General features: G+C 37.1%; 16 protein-coding genes. 3 read left to right on the top strand and 13 right to left on the bottom strand.

Annotated features, from left to right (window positions below; all coding sequences use genetic code 11):
- Positions 1-24: 24 nt before the first annotated feature.
- From gdhA to AC5YGI_RS01575, 3 genes are all read right to left on the bottom strand, one after another.
- Entirely contained in the window at positions 25-1,383 is a 1,359-nt protein-coding gene (gdhA, locus tag AC5YGI_RS01585; protein WP_062673086.1) for an NADP-specific glutamate dehydrogenase, read from the bottom strand.
- 190 nt (positions 1,384-1,573) lie between these two features.
- Complete coding sequence (gene dprA / locus AC5YGI_RS01580; protein ID WP_330744870.1) at positions 1,574-2,683, bottom strand: DNA-processing protein DprA; 1,110 nt, start codon at positions 2,681-2,683, stop codon at positions 1,574-1,576.
- 33 nt (positions 2,684-2,716) lie between these two features.
- Complete coding sequence (locus tag AC5YGI_RS01575) at positions 2,717-3,484, bottom strand: rhomboid family intramembrane serine protease (RefSeq protein ID WP_227941208.1); 768 nt, start codon at positions 3,482-3,484, stop codon at positions 2,717-2,719.
- A gap of 250 nt (positions 3,485-3,734) precedes the next feature.
- Here AC5YGI_RS01575 and AC5YGI_RS01570 point away from each other — a divergent pair, with 250 nt between their 5' ends.
- Both AC5YGI_RS01570 and AC5YGI_RS01565 read left to right on the top strand, forming a co-directional pair.
- The gene (locus tag AC5YGI_RS01570; protein WP_330744871.1) at positions 3,735-4,661 is read left to right on the top strand and encodes a DUF3078 domain-containing protein; all 927 of its coding nucleotides are present in this window, start codon (positions 3,735-3,737) and stop codon (positions 4,659-4,661) included.
- Between the two features lie 227 nt (positions 4,662-4,888).
- Complete coding sequence (locus AC5YGI_RS01565) at positions 4,889-5,812, top strand: DUF3078 domain-containing protein (RefSeq protein WP_202841914.1); 924 nt, start codon at positions 4,889-4,891, stop codon at positions 5,810-5,812.
- A gap of 72 nt (positions 5,813-5,884) precedes the next feature.
- Here the strand turns inward: AC5YGI_RS01565 and sufD are convergent, their stop codons facing one another.
- The 4 genes from sufD to AC5YGI_RS01545 all read right to left on the bottom strand — a co-directional run bounded on the left by sufD (position 5,885) and on the right by AC5YGI_RS01545 (position 10,186).
- Complete coding sequence (gene sufD / locus AC5YGI_RS01560) at positions 5,885-7,192, bottom strand: Fe-S cluster assembly protein SufD (RefSeq protein ID WP_137904484.1); 1,308 nt, start codon at positions 7,190-7,192, stop codon at positions 5,885-5,887.
- 157 nt (positions 7,193-7,349) lie between these two features.
- Entirely contained in the window at positions 7,350-8,093 is a 744-nt protein-coding gene (gene sufC, locus AC5YGI_RS01555; RefSeq protein WP_110009100.1) for a Fe-S cluster assembly ATPase SufC, read from the bottom strand.
- 233 nt (positions 8,094-8,326) lie between these two features.
- Positions 8,327-9,775, bottom strand: coding sequence for a Fe-S cluster assembly protein SufB (gene sufB, locus AC5YGI_RS01550; RefSeq protein ID WP_062673097.1), 1,449 nt, complete (start codon positions 9,773-9,775; stop codon positions 8,327-8,329).
- Positions 9,776-9,856: 81 nt separating this feature from the next.
- A complete protein-coding gene (locus AC5YGI_RS01545; RefSeq protein WP_062673099.1) occupies positions 9,857-10,186 on the bottom strand; it encodes a HesB/IscA family protein in 330 nt (109 codons plus the stop codon).
- A gap of 296 nt (positions 10,187-10,482) precedes the next feature.
- Here AC5YGI_RS01545 and AC5YGI_RS01540 point away from each other — a divergent pair, with 296 nt between their 5' ends.
- A complete protein-coding gene (locus AC5YGI_RS01540; protein ID WP_496167338.1) occupies positions 10,483-11,343 on the top strand; it encodes a GLPGLI family protein in 861 nt (286 codons plus the stop codon).
- 58 nt (positions 11,344-11,401) lie between these two features.
- Here the strand turns inward: AC5YGI_RS01540 and ypfJ are convergent, their stop codons facing one another.
- The 6 genes from ypfJ to AC5YGI_RS01510 all read right to left on the bottom strand — a co-directional run bounded on the left by ypfJ (position 11,402) and on the right by AC5YGI_RS01510 (position 17,787).
- On the bottom strand, positions 11,402-12,265 hold the full coding sequence (gene ypfJ / locus AC5YGI_RS01535) for a KPN_02809 family neutral zinc metallopeptidase (RefSeq protein ID WP_110009102.1): 864 nt from the start codon (positions 12,263-12,265) through the stop codon (positions 11,402-11,404).
- Between the two features lie 65 nt (positions 12,266-12,330).
- Entirely contained in the window at positions 12,331-14,409 is a 2,079-nt protein-coding gene (locus AC5YGI_RS01530) for an LTA synthase family protein (RefSeq protein ID WP_496167413.1), read from the bottom strand.
- A 169-nt stretch (positions 14,410-14,578) separates the two neighbouring features.
- A complete protein-coding gene (gene ribH / locus AC5YGI_RS01525; protein ID WP_065400059.1) occupies positions 14,579-15,097 on the bottom strand; it encodes a 6,7-dimethyl-8-ribityllumazine synthase in 519 nt (172 codons plus the stop codon).
- A gap of 3 nt (positions 15,098-15,100) precedes the next feature.
- A complete protein-coding gene (locus AC5YGI_RS01520; protein ID WP_062673110.1) occupies positions 15,101-15,808 on the bottom strand; it encodes a YfgM family protein in 708 nt (235 codons plus the stop codon).
- Positions 15,809-16,047: 239 nt separating this feature from the next.
- Positions 16,048-16,584 carry an adenine phosphoribosyltransferase gene (locus AC5YGI_RS01515; protein WP_227941205.1) on the bottom strand — a complete coding sequence of 179 codons (537 nt, stop codon included), beginning with the start codon at positions 16,582-16,584 and terminating at the stop codon, positions 16,048-16,050.
- Positions 16,585-16,587: 3 nt separating this feature from the next.
- Positions 16,588-17,787 (bottom strand): hypothetical protein, encoded by a 1,200-nt coding sequence (locus AC5YGI_RS01510; protein WP_496167337.1) that lies wholly within the window; start codon positions 17,785-17,787, stop codon positions 16,588-16,590.
- Between the last annotated feature and the right edge of the window lie 44 nt (positions 17,788-17,831).

Raw genomic sequence — 17,831 nt, 5'->3', positions numbered from 1 at the left:
TTTTCCCAACCTTTGCTTTTTTTGTTACACAACTCCTTGAGCCAACATTGCTTCTGCTACTTTTACGAAGCCGGCAATATTTGCACCTTTTACGTAGTTTACATAACCGTCCTCGTCTTTTCCATAGTCTCTGCAAGCTTTGTGGATACCGATCATGATTTCCTTTAATCTTGCGTCAACTTCTTCAGAAGTCCAGTTCAGACGGATAGAGTTCTGAGTCATTTCTAATCCTGAAGTCGCAACACCTCCAGCATTGGAAGCCTTACCAGGAGAGAATAATACTTTATTGTCTAAGAAATAGTTGATCGCATCAAGTGTAGAAGGCATGTTAGCCGCTTCAGTTACACAGATACATCCGTTTTCAACTAATTTTCTTGCATCATCTAAATCTAATTCGTTTTGAGTTGCAGAAGGGAAGGCAACATCACACTTCACATCCCAAGGACGTTTTCCTGCGTGGAATTCAGCAGATGGATATTTTTTAGCATAGTCTTCAGCTCTGTTGTTTCCTGAAGATCTAAGTTCCAGTAAATAATCGATCTTTTCTCCGCTGATACCATCTTTATCGTAGATATATCCGTCAGGACCAGAGATTGTTACAACTTTAGCACCTAGTTCGGTTGCTTTTTTGATCACTCCCCACGCTACGTTTCCGAAACCTGATACTGTAACGATTTTATCTTTGAAATCCTGTCCGATCGTTTTAAGCATCTGCTCAGCGAAGTATACTACACCGTATCCTGTAGCTTCAGGACGGATTAATGAACCTCCATACGCAAGACCTTTTCCTGTAAGAACTCCGGTAAATTCGTTTCTGATTTTCTTGTATTGTCCGAATAAATATCCGATTTCTCTTGCTCCAACACCGATATCTCCTGCAGGTACGTCTGTTTCAGGACCGATGTGCTTGCATAATTCTGTCATGAAAGCCTGGCAGAAACGCATTACTTCCATATCAGATTTTCCTTGTGGGTCAAAATCTGAACCTCCTTTTCCACCTCCCATTGGAAGAGTTGTCAAAGAGTTTTTGAATACCTGCTCGAAAGCTAGGAATTTAAGAACGGATAAGTTTACAGTAGGGTGGAAACGGATTCCTCCTTTGTATGGTCCAATAGCAGAGTTCATTTGAATTCTGAAACCTCTGTTAACCTGAATTTCTCCTTTGTCATCAACCCATGGAACTCTGAAAATAATAATTCTTTCAGCTTCAGCCATTCTTTCAAGCAGCTTCATTCCGGTATATTCTTTTTTAGTAGCAATGAATGGAATTACGGTTACGGCAACTTCTTTTACAGCCTGTAAAAATTCCGGTTCGTTAGGATTTTTTGCTTCAATTTTTGCAATAAACTCTTGGATTTTCTGGTCAATATTATATTGTTCCATATATTAAGGTTGAATATTATTGTCAACAAATTTAATTTTTTTTTCAAGATTCACAACACTATATTTTAACATTGTTAAAAATTAAATAATAATGTTTCGTAATATTATTAAATTGATAATTTATGTTCAAATTTTATTAAAAATTAAATGTTATGTGTGAAATAATGCAGTATTAAGAAATCGTTAAATCTTAAATTGCGATGAATTGCCTCCCGGAAAATGATTTTACTTTCCCTAAAAGTTCCAATTCCAAAATTATTGGTAAGATTTTGTGGGTAGGAAGATCAATTTTCTGTGCCAGATCATCTAAAGAAATCTGAGGCTGGTCTTTAATAGATTGATATATTAAGTTTTGATTATCAGATAATTGGGTAATAGTCTCACTATAAGGAAATAACTCTTCTATTTTTTCTTTGGGTTCATTTAATCCAAGGAGTCCGATAAGGTCTTTCACGGTAGAAATAGCTGTCGCTTTATGATGGAAAATCAGCTGATTACAACCCTGGCTGGAGCTGTCCGTAATTTTTCCGGGCAGTGCAAAAACATCACGATTATAATCATTAGCAAAGGCTGCGGTGCTTACAGAGCCTCCTCCAAAACCGGTTTCCACTACAATCGTTGCCGGAGATATTCCTGCCACAATTCTGTTTCTCTGGATGAAGTTTTCCCGATCGGGTTTTCTGGATGAACTAAACTCTGTGATTAATGCACCACCTTCCAGTAAAATTTTTTCAGATAGTTTTCTGTTTTTGGCAGGATATAAATATTTAAAACCATGGGCAAGAACAGCTACCGTAGGTTTTTGATGACGAATAGACTGTTCGTGAACCTCTTTGTCGATTCCTAAAGCGAGGCCGCTCACCGTTAAATATTTTGACGATTGTGTCGCTTCGAAAAAATCGTCAAGGAATTGTTTCCCATACGCTGTCATATTCCGGGTTCCTACAATACTTACCTTAGGTTGTATATTTTCAATATTCCCTTTTTGATAAAGGATAGCCGGTGCGTCATTACATTCGTTAAGCAGGGAGGGCGTTTCTTTAAGGTGTTTGAGCCTGATTTGAATATTATTTTTTTCGCAAAAATTTAATTCATCTTCTGCGAATTCCAAATGAGATGTATTTCCAATATCTGAAACTGTTTTCTGTCCTATTCCATCAAGTTGTTTATACTCTTTTTTTGCTCTTTTCCAGGCGTCCTGAGCGCTTCCGAAAGTATGGACAAGCTTATGAAAATGGATATCACCAATCTGGCTGCACTCGCGGAGGGCGATGGCATAGAAGTATTCTTCGGAATTCATGTGTGTTTTTTTTCAAATGTAATGAAATAAGTTTTATCTTTTTCTTAATTCATCCAAATGATCCCAGATGTCATCTTTTTTCTTGTAGGGAAGCTCCATAAAATCTTCAGGATGGTTTTCCCTGTATTCCTGCCATAATTTATCATCCTTTTCGCTGTAATAATTCGGAAACTCCCAGATAAATTTTTTCTTCTTTTCTCCCACATTTTTAAAAGCAAATGCAATGATACTACCTACCACAGCTCCGGAAAGGTGGGCCTGCCATGAAATTTTACTCGGTTCCTGCATGTTGTAGAACAGTTCCTCCGGAAGCATTCCCCATACCAGACTGCCATAATAAAGCACAACAAGCATTGAAATCGTAAGAAGTTTCGTATTCCATTTAAAAACACCGCTGAAGAAAAGGAAAAAGGCAAGCACATATACCACACCACTGGCCCCGATGGTGCAGGTGTACATATATTCACCGGTAAGAATATCAATAGGAGGAAGAAGCCACACCAATAGTCCTGTTGCCAGCCAGCCGATGATAAAGACTTTGTTGGCCACTACGGGATAAAACTGATACAGCAAAAACATTAGTGCTGCTATCGGAATAGAGTTTCCTATGATATGATCGATATTTCCATGTAAAAGGGGAGAGGTAATAATGCCAAGCAATCCCTCGGGTAAGAGGGGAATAATGGCTCCAAAACAGCTTTGAAAAAAGCCCTGCATTTGTAAAAAGTACCCGAACCACATTGCTGAAAGCATCAGCAATGGATAGATAACCGCTCTTTTGGAAATTACATTTTTGAACATGTGGATTTTACGTCAAATCAAAAGCCAATGATAAATTTCGGAAAATTTGTCGATGAATAAATTTCTACCGGTCTGATTTTAAGACAAAAGGTATTAAATTTAACTTTTGAACTCATTATTTGGCATTGATTTTATAGAAATATCTTGTTATGAGATCATTAAACTTTATAGAAATGGGTTCTTTTAAAGCTGAATTTTAGCTTTTAAAAAAATTATATTAATATTTTTGCATTGAAAATTATTTAGAGTAATGAAGAAGTTTTTATTGATTCTTTCCTGTTTTATAGGAATATATGCAAGTGCACAAGAAGAATTGAAAAAAGATTCCGCAGTGGTAGACACCATAAAATACTGGTCGGTTTTAGGAAAAAACACATTAATGATTAATCAGGCTGCCTTTTCAAACTGGGTAGGAGGTGGGGCCAATAACGTGGGATGGCTTGCCGGAATGAATTATAATCTGACATATGAAAAAGATAAAGACCTTTGGGAAAATATCATTATTCTTGGATATGGGCAGAATGATACAAAAGGCCAGGGAATCAGAAAAACACAAGACGTTATCAATGTTTCTACCAATTATGGGCGAAAATTCTCAAAAAGCTGGTATTTCTCTATGGGCGCAGGATTTCAATCACAGTTTGCTGCAGGATATGAAGACGGAAATAATCCTGATGCAAAAAAGATTTCCAATTTTATGGCGCCAGGCTACCTGAACGTCGGGATGGGGATCACATACAGACCCAATGATGATCTCACGGTAACATTACGTCCTACCAACGCCAGATGGACATTTGTACTGGATAAAGACCTTCAGACAGCAGGGAGCTATGGTTTAAAAAATGATGGAGATACTTCTTTATTACAATTCGGTTTTCTGGGTACAGCAATGTATAAATTGAAAATTATGGAAGATATTTATTTAACCAATACGGCTTCTGTCTTCTCGAATTACCTTGATCACCCGGACAGATTAGTTCTTGCCTATGGAGCTTTGCTGAACTTAAAGGTAAATAAATACATATCCTCCAATGTGACCGTAGATTTGCTATACGATCATAATCAGATAGAGAAAACACAGCTGAAACAAACTCTTGGAATCGGGTTTGCCTATACGCTGGCAAATGGTGTAAAACGTTCTGATCGTAAAGACAGCCAGTGGTGGATCAAAAAATAGTTTGAATACTTATATTTTAATTAAAACACTTCAGAAATGAGGTGTTTTTTTTGTTTTTTTAATGTTTTAATTTTAAGTTGACTTAAGTTTGTGGGTCACGATTTTGTTTTTCAAGTGGTTTGTTTTCAATTGATTAAAGTGTATTTTTAAATTATGTTAAATTCATTTTAAAGTGAATTTTATGTCGGCATAAATTATTATTTATACATTTGTAATAAATCAACATTATGAAAAAACTTTTATTGATCAGTTCTATCTCTTTTGGGGCTGCAGCACTCGCTCAGGAGGCTAAGACAGAAGCTCCGGTATCAGACACAGCTAAAGCATGGTCTATTCAGGGACAAAATACATTAATGCTTAATCAGGCTGCCTTTTCAAACTGGGTAGGTGGAGGAGCCAACAACGTAGGTTGGCTTGCTGGCGTTAATTACAACCTGACCTATGAAAAAGGGAAAGATCTTTGGGAAAATATTATTATTCTGGGGTACGGACAAAATAACACACAGGGAACAGGAGTTAGAAAAACGCAGGATGTGATTAATCTTTCTACAAACTATGGTAGAGAATTTGCCAAACATTGGTATTTATCTGCAGGGGCGGGGCTTCAGACTCAGTTTGCTCCGGGTTATGAAGATGGAAATAATCCTGATGCAAAAAAGATTTCCAATTTTATGGCTCCCGGATATCTGAGTGTAGGAGCAGGGGTTACATACCGTCCCAATGATAATCTTACAGTTACTTTACGACCTGCGAATGCCAGATGGACTTTTGTTTTAGACGAAGATCTTCAGAAAGCAGGAACTTACGGTCTTAAAAACGATGGAGATTCTTCTCTTTTCCAATTCGGTTTCCTGGGAACGGCAATGTACAAACTGAAGATTATGGAGAATATAACCCTACTGAATACGGCTTCTGTATTCTCAAACTATCTTGATCATCCGGACAGGCTTGTCCTTGGATATAGCGGAGTTTTGAGCATGAAAATCAATAAATATATTTCTACCAACGTTACCCTTGACCTTTTGTATGACCATAATCAGATATGGAAGACCCAGCTGAAGCAGACATTGGGCGTAGGGTTGGCTTATAATTTTGATAACGGTAAGAAACGTTCAGAAAATAAAGATAACCAAAGCTGGTTGAAAAAATAAGAGACACACAATCCGTAAATACAATAAAAAAGCACTTCATTTGAAGTGCTTTTTTATCAATATATATAAGTTTTAAAATTCTATATCAACTTCTAATTTCTCAGCCAGGAGCTTTGAAATTTTCTCTTTTAGAGGTTCTATATCAATGTTTTGCATTGCATCATTAGCGAAAGCATATAAAAGTAATGCCTGAGCTTCTTTTTTCGAAATTCCTCTGGCTCTCAGATAGAATAAAGCATCTTCATTCAATTGTCCTACTGTACATCCGTGAGAACATTTTACATCGTCTGCAAAAATTTCTAACTGAGGTTTTGTATCAATACTTGCCCCTTCGCTTAGCAATACATTGTTGTTTTGCTGATAAGCATTTGTCTTCTGAGCAATTTTGTCCACAAAAACTTTTCCGTTGAACACTCCGTGGGCGTTACCATCAAAAATTCCTTTGTAGTTCTGATAACTTTCACAGTTCGGGAAGTTATGGTGAACCGCTGTATGGTGATCTACCAGCTGATCTTTTCCAATGATGGTGATTCCGTTCATGAATGAATTGATATTGGATCCGTTATGAATAAAATCAAGGTTGTTTCTTACCAGTTTACCTCCGAAAGAGAATGTGTTTACCGTAGTTAAGCTGTCCTTCTCCTGTTTTGCGAAAGTATTATCGATAAGATAGGTTGTGTTGTTATCGTTCTGAAGTTTGTGCCAGTCAGCTTTCGCATTCGGGTATGTAAAGATCTCTGTTACAGAGTTGGTCAATACATAAGTGCTGTCAAAATTATGGTGGCTTTCAATCACTTCTACTTTTGCTCCTTCTTCTACGATCAAAAGGTTTCTGGTATTGTAGAATGTGTTTTCTTCCTGATTCTGAGAAATATAAAAAACGTGGATTGGCTTTTCAATCACTACATTTTTAGGAACTTTAAGGAAGAAGCCATATTTGCAGTAAGCAAGGTTCAGGTTGGTAAAAGCCTGTTCTTTAGAAGCAATGGTATTGAAATATTTTTCAAAAACTTCCTTATGTTTCTCATCATTCAATGCATAATTGAATGAAAGGAACTCCACATTTTCAATAGAAACTTTAGAAAGTTCTTTGTGAAGTTTACCGTTTACAAAAACTATCCAATCAAAATTCTCTTCACCAAGATGCAGTTCATCAAACTGCTCTTTAGTGATATTGTGGTGCTCTTTCGGGAAGAAGTTGTAGCTTTTTTCCGTGATCTCCTTTAGATTGGTATATTTATATTCTTCGTCTTTTTTAGTAGGAAAACCAAGGTTTGCAAATTTCTGAAGCGCTGTTTTTCTTTCCTCATCCAGAAATCTGTGACGAAGACTCTCCAAAAATTCACTATGGTTCTCTATAATTTGTTCTTTTAATGCCATTACTGGTATATCTGTGGTTTGCACCATTTTTTCTTTTTTTTGAACTAAAATATTGTTATTCCGAGGAATAGGAATCCAATTTTTACTTTAGAGATTCATATTTGCTGCACTTCATGAATGTTGCAATAAATTCAAATCTCAAATAGTAAATTTCAAATTAATTTAAAAGCCAGTCGTAACCTTTTTCTTCAAGCTCCAATGCTAAAGATTTATCACCGGTTTTGATGATTTTCCCATCTGCTAACACATGAACGAAGTCAGGCTGAATATAATTAAGCAATCTTTGATAGTGGGTAATCAGAAGAACTGCGTTTCCTTCATTTTTAAAGTAGTTTACTCCATCTGCAACGATTCTTAAAGCATCGATGTCAAGTCCTGAATCGGTTTCATCAAGAATAGCCAATTTCGGATTAAGCATCATCATCTGGAAGATCTCGTTTCTTTTCTTTTCACCTCCGGAGAATCCTTCGTTCAATGATCTTGAAAGAAAATCTTTTTTGATTCCCAGTTTTTCAGATTTCTCACGGATTAGTGCAAGCATTTCTTTTGCAGGCATCTCTTCCAGTCCGTTTGCTTTTCTTGTTTCGTTTAAAGCGGCTTTGATAAAGTTCGTTACAGAAACTCCCGGAATTTCTACAGGATACTGGAAAGAAAGGAAAATTCCTTTGTGAGCTCTATCTTCAGGAGCATCTTCACTGATGTCCTGTCCGTCAAAAAGGATCTCTCCACCAGTCACTTCGTAATCTTCTTTTCCTGCGATTACAGAAGAAAGGGTAGACTTACCAGCTCCGTTTGGTCCCATAATAGCGTGAACTTCGCCCGGCTTAATTTCAAGATTAATACCTTTTAATATTTCTGCGCCATCTTCAATTTTGGCGTGAAGGTCTTTAATTTGTAACATTCTTGCTAACTTTTGCTTTATAATTGTGTGAGCTTCATTGTATATTCACATTTGTCTTTAACCGAAGTATTTCATCAGCGGACAGATAGAAGCTTTTTATATTTTATTTTACTGATAATCTCCTGTGAAGATTATAATTTATTTCCCGTTGATAACGGTTGATCATCTGATAAGAACTCTGAAAACCTTGCCTTTAAATCAGTTGGTTTTTATCTGAAAATCCTTTTAAAAGTTTATCCTACCGAACCTTCTAGTGAAATTTCAAGTAGTTTCTGTGCTTCAATAGCAAATTCCATTGGAAGCTTATTTAAAACTTCTTTACTGAAACCATTTACAATCAGAGCAATAGCTCTTTCTGTGTCAATACCTCTCTGGTTACAGTAGAAAATCTGGTCTTCCCCGATTTTTGAAGTCGTAGCCTCGTGCTCTAACTGTGCCGTAGGATCTTTAATTTCAATATAAGGGAACGTATGAGCTCCACATTCATTACCCATCAATAAAGAGTCACACTGTGAGAAGTTTCTTGCTCCTTTTGCAGAAGGCATTACTTTCACCTGTCCTCTGTATGAGTTTTGTGATTTCCCGGCAGAAATACCTTTAGAAATGATCGTAGATTTGGTGTTTTTACCAATGTGGATCATTTTTGTACCTGTATCTGCATATTGGTGGTTGTTGGTTACCGCAATAGAGTAGAACTCTCCGATAGAATTGTCTCCTTTTAAGATACAAGAAGGATATTTCCATGTTACAGCTGAACCTGTTTCAACCTGTGTCCAAGAGATTTTTGCATTTCTTTCGCAAAGTCCTCTCTTCGTTACAAAGTTGAATACACCTCCTTTACCTTCTTCATTACCAGGATACCAGTTCTGTACTGTTGAATATTTAATTTCAGCATTGTCTAAAGCGATAAGCTCTACAACCGCTGCGTGAAGCTGGTTTTCATCTCTTGACGGTGCTGTACATCCTTCAAGATAAGAAACATAACTTCCTTCATCAGCTACAAGAAGCGTTCTTTCAAACTGTCCTGTTCCTGCCTGATTGATACGGAAATAAGTAGAAAGTTCCATCGGGCATTTTACTCCTTTAGGAATATAACAGAAACTTCCGTCAGAAAATACTGCGGAATTCAATGCTGCATAGAAGTTATCTCCTCTCGGAACTACTTTTCCAAGATATTTTCTTACCAGATCAGGGTGGTTTTTAATAGCCTCAGAGATCGAGCAGAAAATAATTCCTTTTTCTGCCAGTGTATCCTGGAAAGTGGTTTTCACAGAAACTGAGTCCATTACGATATCTACAGCAACTCCTGAAAGTCTTTTTTGCTCTTCGATATTAATCCCTAGCTTTTCGAATGTTTTCAATAGTTCAGGATCTACTTCGTCAAGGCTTGCCAGTTCAGGCTTTACTTTTGGAGCAGCATAGTAACGGATTGCCTGAAAATCTGGTTTTTCATATTTGATATTTGCCCACTCAGGCTCTACCATTTTCTGCCAGATTTTGAAAGATTCCAATCGCCATTCAGTCATCCATTCCGGCTCTTCTTTTTTAGCAGAGATCGCACGGATGATATCCTCGTTTAAACCAGTCGGGAAGTCTTCATAATCAATCTTCGTCTCCCAACCGAATTCATATTTTTTATTTTCTAGATCGACTCTTAAATCGTCTTCTGTATATTTACTCATTATTTTTTTTTAGGTTTCAGATTAGATTTCAGAAGTCAGAATAGCTCTGAGGTCTGAAATCTAGGATCTAATGTCTTTTCTCTAAAGACTAAATGATTCCCCGCATCCACATGTTCTGGATGCATTCGGGTTGTTAAAAACAAACCCTTTTCCGTTCAATCCTCCTGAATACTCAAGAGTTGTTCCTGCTAAATAAAGGATGGATTTTTTATCTATAATAATTTTAATGTTATTATCTTCAAAAATCTGATCTGTGTCTGTTTTTTCGTTGTCAAACTTTAAAACATACTCTAAACCAGAGCATCCGCCGCTTTTTACCCCTACTCTTATATAATCTTCAGCAGGGTTAAAACCATCTTCCGTCATTAACTGGATGGCTTTCTCCTTTGCATGGTCTGATACTTTTATCATTGTATTTATTTAGAATGATTTAATGATGCAAAAATACAAACTAATTTCCGCAATCTCAAATCGAAGATGTCTATTTTAATGATTATGATATTAATAGCAATTTATCAAAGGATAAATGATGTTAAAAAAAGATAAACTGAGCCGTTTTCTGTTAAGGTTTTATTCATAATTTTAACCTTGAATCGTATTTTAAATCTATAAGGAAGACATATAATCAAGCAATAAGGGAGAAAATTTGTCAAAAACAAGGTACAATAAATCTTTCTTTTAATAATATTCAATAAATAAAAATATAAATGAAAAAAATAGGTATTATCGCATTGGCGCTCTTCATACAGAATGTTTCTGCACAAACCAACAGATTCGTATATCAGGTGACGATGAAGCCTGATGCTGAAAATAAAACAGATATCAAGACTGAAAATGCTTATCTGGATATTTCTCCGGAAAAATCAGTGTTTTATTCTGAAAACAGAATCAAAAGAGATTCTATTATGCAAAAAGCATTTCAGAGCGGAGGCGGAAGAGTAAGCATCAACAGAGACCAGATGGAAGGATTGAGAACGAATATCAGCTATTCCATTGAAAAAGATAAAACCAATCAAAAGACCTATTTCAAAGACAGAATCGGGCGTGATATCTATTCGTACGAAGAAGACAGACCTCTGAACTGGAAAATAGAGCCAGAAACGAGAAAAATCGGCGAATATAAAGTTCAGAAAGCTGAAACCGATTTTGGTGGAAGAAAATGGACAGCGTGGTTTACCACAGATCTTCCTTATCAGGACGGACCTTATAAATTCGGAGGACTTCCGGGACTGATTGTAAAAGTGGAAGATGATAAAGGAGATTATTCTTTTGATCTCATGAAAAATTATAAAATTGCTGAGTTTCCAACTTTGAATCAGTTTGGAAATACTTTGAAAGTAAAAAGATCAGATTATATCAAGCAGCAGCAAAAATTTAAAGCTGATCCAATGTCATTCTTGAGTCAAAGTGGCGGCGGACAAGGTGGATTTTCTAATACAATAAGAGTAGGCGGAGGTGGAAGAGGCCCCGGCGGTGGAAACCAAAATCCTGCTGATATGAGAAAAAGAATGGAAGAAAGGGTGAAAGAAGAGGCTAAGAAAAATTCTAATCCTATCGAATTGCAATAAATAAAAAAGCGGTCTTAAGTCAAGACCGCTTTTTGTATCATTATAATTTTGATAAAAACTATTTCAACAACTGGTTGAAAGTATCACCCTGTCTGATGTCTCCGGTGTTGTATCCTTTCATAAACCATTCTTTACGCTGAGCAGAAGATCCATGGGTAAAACTTTCCTGATTCACATATCCCTGTGCTCTTTTCTGAATATTATCATCGCCAACCGCTTCGGCAGCATCTATGGCAGACTCAATATCTCCGGGTTCCAGAATATGTTTGCTGTCATTGGTTCTTTTTGCCCATACTCCGGCATAGAAATCAGCCTGTAATTCTGTAGCAACGGATACTCTGTTCATCTGTTCTTCGGAATATCTTCCGCTTCTTCTTAGCGCATCCACTTTCTGCGTAGTTCCTAAAAGAGTCTGAACATGGTGTCCTACTTCATGCGCAAGAACATAAGCTACCGTAAATTCTGTTACTTTAGCTCCGAATTTTTGCTGAAGTTCACCAAAAAAACTCATATCCATATAGACTTTCTGATCCGCCGGGCAATAGAATGGTCCCATGGCAGATTGAGCCGTACCACATGCTGAAGATGTTGTATTTTCGAAAAGGACTACCTGAGGAGCACTGTAAGTCATTCCATTTTCCTTAAAAATCTGATCCCAGGTAAGAATATTCCATTTGGCCATCATATCAACCATTTCTCCAACTTGTTTTTCATCGGCTGTAAGCTCTCTCTGTTCTCCGGAATTTCCTGAAGGCTGCATGCCTCCGGAATTCAAGATACCGGATGGATCACCTCCCAAAAAGAATACGATGGCTGCTATAATTAAAGTTCCGAGTCCGCCTCCTACAATCATACCGCCACTTCCGCCTCCTGAACCACGGCGGTCATCAACGTTTCCGCCTCTGTCGTCTGTCCATTTCATACTAATAAATTTATGGGTTAATTTAAATATTTTACACCAGATTATAAGCGAAAATATTTAGATATTTATCTGTTGAGTTGTTTTGTTTTTAGCCAGTAAGAAGTAGACTGATAAGCTGACACAGCATCATCCACCAGTTTCTGATCTGGATTTTTTAATAATTTCTCGTTGTAATACAGTTTAAATTCCGGTTTCAAATTGCTTTTTTCCAGTTCCAAAGAATATTGTTTTACCTTTTTTACCGGCGAAATAATGGTCAAACGTTCACCTTTGATAAATCCAAGATCCTGATAGGTTGCCACATACGCTTTAGGCTGGAATTCCGGTTTGAACACATCCTGACCCAGGAATTTAGACTGATAGCTGAAGTTTAATAATCCCAAAACGGTTGGCATTATATCGATCTGCGACATCAGCGCATCAAATTTCTGAGGCTGAATAAATCCTTCAGAAAATACCATAGCAGGAATTCTGTATTTATCCATCGGAAGTTCCGTTTTTCCCGCACTGGATGCACAGTGGTCTGCGATGATCACAAAAACTGTATTTTTATACCAATCCTGTTTCTTAGCCATATCAAAGAACAGCTTAAGAGAGTAATCCGTATATTTTACACCGCCTTCACGGGATTTTGCCGTTCCCGGAATATCAATTCTTCCGTCAGGATAAGTGAAAGGTCTGTGGTTGGAAACCGTCATCCAGTGATTGAAAAACTGTTTTCCTGACTTGGCTTCAGCATTCATTATCTGAATAGCTTTTCTGGCCATATCTTCATCAGCAACGCCCCAAACATTGGCAAAAGTAATTTCTTCAGGTTTAAAGTTATTTCTGTCTACGATACCATAGCCGTTTCCTCCGAAGAAGTCCTGCATATTATCAAAATAGCTGTATCCGCCATATAAAAATTTAACATCATATCCTTTGGATTTAAAAACACTTCCGGTTGTGAATTTATTTTTATTATCATCTCTCTTGATGACACTTTCCCCTGCAGTTGGGGGAATACACAATGTTAAAGCTTCCAGTCCGCGTACCGTTCTGTTTCCGGTTGCATACAGATTGGTAAACATGAGTGATTTATCAGCAAGACTGTCCAGGAAAGGAGTAATTTTTTGGGTATTGCCATAATGTTCCATGAAATCTGCAGAAAGACTTTCAATGGAGATCAATACTACGTTTTTCTTCACTTCAGGCTGCTCCGCAACGACAGCTCTTGATAACGTATGCTGTGGGTACTGGCTTAAAAAATTCTTTTCGGCCTGCTGTTGGTTAATCTGTGAATAAAACTGGAAATAATCCAGTTCATTATGGGTAAACGCCCAGTAGAACTTAGGAATTCCGTTGGCTTCAATTTCGTCTGCGAAAACATTGTCTGATCTGATTTGCATCAAAGAGGGTATGGCCAGTACACTTAACGCACAAAGTACCATAAAACTGCCCAGCAGCACCATTTTTTGTTTAAAGTCCGGAAGTTCCAGCAGTTCATCTTTTGTTTTCTTATAAATAAACCATGTGATGGACAGGGTAACGATCATGATGGCTGAAAACAATGGAATTACAGGGTAACTTTCCATGATATTACCAATCACCTCATTGGTATAGATAAGATAATCTACAGCAATAAAATTATAACGAACTCCAAATTCATTATAGAAGAAATATTCACTTACCCCGTTGAAAATGATCAGAAGAACATATAACAGTAATGTGATGAAATATAATATATTACGGATCTTAATTCTCTGTGCGGGAAGGAACAGCATCAATCCGAAGAAAAGGGTCTTAATTCCTACGAAAACAAGAGCAATCTCCATAATAGAGCCTCCGTACTGCTTGAAAATATTATTGGGAACAAGCCAGATATAGAGGAAGAACAGAACTAATGCTCCCAAAATACTATACCCGTAAGGCTTTTTATATTTTGAATTGGAAAGAAAGAGGAAGTAAAGGGCGAGAATGGAGCTGGCCAATATGAACACAAAAATGTCATTCACCAGACCGATCAACAAAACTTTTACGACTTCAAAAAATCCGAAACTAGCGGTAGTAATGGGATGGAAAAAGAATACTGTCCTTATTATCAACGATATAATAAGATAGAAAATTCCTAAATACAGGAAAGGTTTTATTTTCTTTAAAAACATGTATTGTCTGTCTTTATTAATTTTCACAAAGATAGTTTTTGTGGGGAACTTTTGACGGAAAAAAAGAAAAACATCCTTTTTATTAATAAGATTTATGAATTATTTATATACTAATAAAAAAAGGACTATTAAAAAATAGTCCCATTATATTGTTAAAGTGAATAAAAAGTTAAGAGTGTCCAAAACCTATATTCCCCTTTTTATCAGATAATTTCTTTTTGAAATCAATCATTCTTAGCGCTGTAACTGCTGCTTCCACCCCTTTATTTCCAAGGTCACCACCGCTTCTTGCGATAGATTGTTCTTTGGTATCATCTGTTAATACACAGAAGATTGTAGGAGTATCCGTCATGATATTACAATCTTTGATTCCCTGTGCTACTGCAGAACACACATAGTCGAAGTGAGGCGTTTCTCCACGGATTACACATCCGATTGAAATTACTGCGTCATATTTTCTCTCTTTGCAAAGCTGCATGCTTGCATAGCTTAATTCAAAAGCTCCTGGTACAGGGAAAAGTTTGATGTTTTCAGGTTTTACCCCTTCTTTTTCAAGAATTTCCAAAGCTGCATCACGAAGATTGTAGGTTACAAAATCATTCCACTCAGAAAAAACAATGCCGATAGAAAAATCTTCGGCATTCGTTATATGAAGTGGCTTGTAATCGGAAAGATTAACTGTTGCCATTTTTTAATAATATTTAGTCATTTCGATATAAGAATCAGACATTCCATTGTCGTAGTCCTGATATTTCTCGTCAATTGCAGAGAAGTATTTTTTAGCTTCTGCATTTTTCTTTAATCCTAAGGCAACGATACCTGCTTTTCTTGTAAAATAATACGTTGTGTAAGGATCATCAGATGCTGTAGCAGCCTGATCTAATAAAGAGAGAGCTTCATCGTTTTTGTTAAGACCTGATTTTGCATCAGCCATCGCTCCATACTTCATTGCCATCAGCGTTTTGTTTTTGGAAGAGAATTTATCCAAAAGATCATATGCTTCCTGGAATTTTCCTTCTTTGAATTTTAATAAACCAGCATTGTAAGCAGAAAGTTTACCAATCTCAGTAGAAGAATATTCATTAGCTGTACCTATAAAACCAGGATTAGCAGCAGATTTTCCACCTAAAGCATCTTTATCTTTGCCTTCTGTAAGGTTTTTTTGAGCAGCAAGGAAACTTTTTACAGCTTCAGTGTTCTTTGGAGCAATCACAAATTGCTTATAAGCAAAGAATCCTAAAACTCCCAAAATCAATGCTCCGAATACAAAACCCAGAGGTTTTGAATATTTTTCAACAAATCTTTCAGTGTTTAAAGCCTCTCTGTCAAGGTCTTTAAAGAACTCAACCGTTTCTTTACCTTCTTGCTCGTTCTGAGCACTCTTTCCCAATTTTGCCATAAGTTTTTAAAAATTGAAATGCAAATTTAATTGTTTCTGAGAGATTTACAAAATACTTTGTTGGTATTATTAATGAAATTTTGTGAATTGTTAATCGTGGATGGTGAATTTATTAAAAAAAGATGCTTCGACCTTGCCCGGCATGACACTTCTAATACTAACTGTTTTAATCTCATAGTAAATTATCAGCCATTGTCATGCTAAGCGGAGTCGAAGCATTTATCTTGTTAGGATCAATCTTAATAACTTAAGATGTGGTAGATCTCTGCACCGAATTTCTTCAGTTTTTCATCACCATTCAAGCCTTGTAAGCCAATAAGGAAACTGAACTGTGAAACTGTTGCGCCTTGCTTTTCTACTAATTTAGCCGCAGCTTCAGTAGTTCCTCCGGTTGCCAGAAGATCATCATGAATTAAAACTCTTTGTCCGGGTTTTATCTGCCCTTCACGGGTTTCTATAATAGCGCTTCCATATTCCAGGTCATATGTTTCTGAAATGACAGGAGGAGGAAGTTTTCCCGCTTTTCTGATTAAGATGAATGGAACTTCCAATGCCACAGCGATAGCGATTCCAAAAAGGTAACCGCGGCTTTCAATTCCGCAGACTGCATCGATTTTCCCTTTACTGAAGGCTACAAGATCTGCAATAACGTCTTCATAAAGTTTTGGATTTAAAAAGATGGGTGAAATATCCTTAAACTGTATTCCGGGAATCGGAAAATCCGGGATATTTTCAATTGTTTCTTCTAATTTCTTGATCAGTTCTGCTGAAGCCATTTATTAATTGATTTTATAGCTGGAAATTTTCCAGTCACCGTTTACATTTTTAAGCCCGAAAGTTACTTTTAAAGAAGTTGTCTTCCCGCTTTTATCCGTCACATCATAAGTGGCGTTTACACTTGCACTGTTGGCAGAGGTACCGTTAGTTGTAATATTTTTTACACTTACATTCTTCACCGATCCGAAACCTGAAGTAGGATTGGAGAAAGACTCATAGCTTCCCCAGCTTGGGTTGCTTGCCGTTTCGTAAGCTGCTTTTAAATTCTGGGAACTTACATTGTTCAGAAACTTGCTTACTGTATTCTTAGGATCTGCTGTGGGCTGCTTTGGAGCTGCTGGTGTCGTTGGAGCCGCTGTTGACGGATCTGTCGTTGTTCCGGAAGGAGCTGTAGGGTTGTTTGGATCCACCACTGCACTTGGCTGTTCTGTTACCGCTGTAGAATCAGTTTTTGGAATGGCAGGCACTTTTAAGGCTGCAGCATTCACATCAAGTCCGATTTTTGACATTTTGAAAGTTTTTGCCGTAGTTTTTACGGAAACTGTGATGTCAATTTTATTATCTACCACTTTTGAAGCAGGAATAGATGAAAACTTTAAGTTGAATCCTTTGAAGTTATTATCCTGCATCAGGTTTTTGGCTGTAGCCAGTCTTACCCCATTGCTGAATACTTCAAGAGTGGCTTCAAGGCCGGCTCCTGTGAAAGATACCGGGTTTCCGGCTGCATCTACAAGTCTTGGAACAATCTGGATGGCTGTAGGCGCTCCGGTTCCGTCATCTCCTGTAGGTCTTGTCACAAGGCTTAATGATCCTGCTTTTACGTCATTAGGATCGCTTTCTTTTGCTTTGTCATCCCCGAAGATATTCATTTCTCCCAATGATGGTGGGGCAGTACTTGCCCATTCAATTCCGTTTTTCTGTGCAACTTCGTCTGCCAGGGACATGATTTCAGGAACTTTCTTCCCGTTGATCAGTTTTCCAAGGGCTTTTAGCTCATTGATATCACCATCAGCTTCTACTCCAAATGTTTTAAGGATGTAAAGAGCTTCATTAAACTTAATCTGTTTAATGGTTGGTAAACTGGAAGTCATATCATTGATACTTGACTGCAGTGTTTTAGTATTCGTAGCATCTACATGATCTTTCTTGCATGCTGTAAAAAGCAACAGACTGAAAACAAGTAGAAAAGAAAACTTTTTCATTTTTATTTGGTTTGTTGCAAATTTAATAAAACCTTTATTAATAC

It is taken from the genome of Chryseobacterium sp. CS3K3.1 (genome assembly GCF_059515165.1).
Note: the sequence above shows the minus strand (reverse complement) of the source record. Positions and strands in the feature narration are given on the sequence as shown.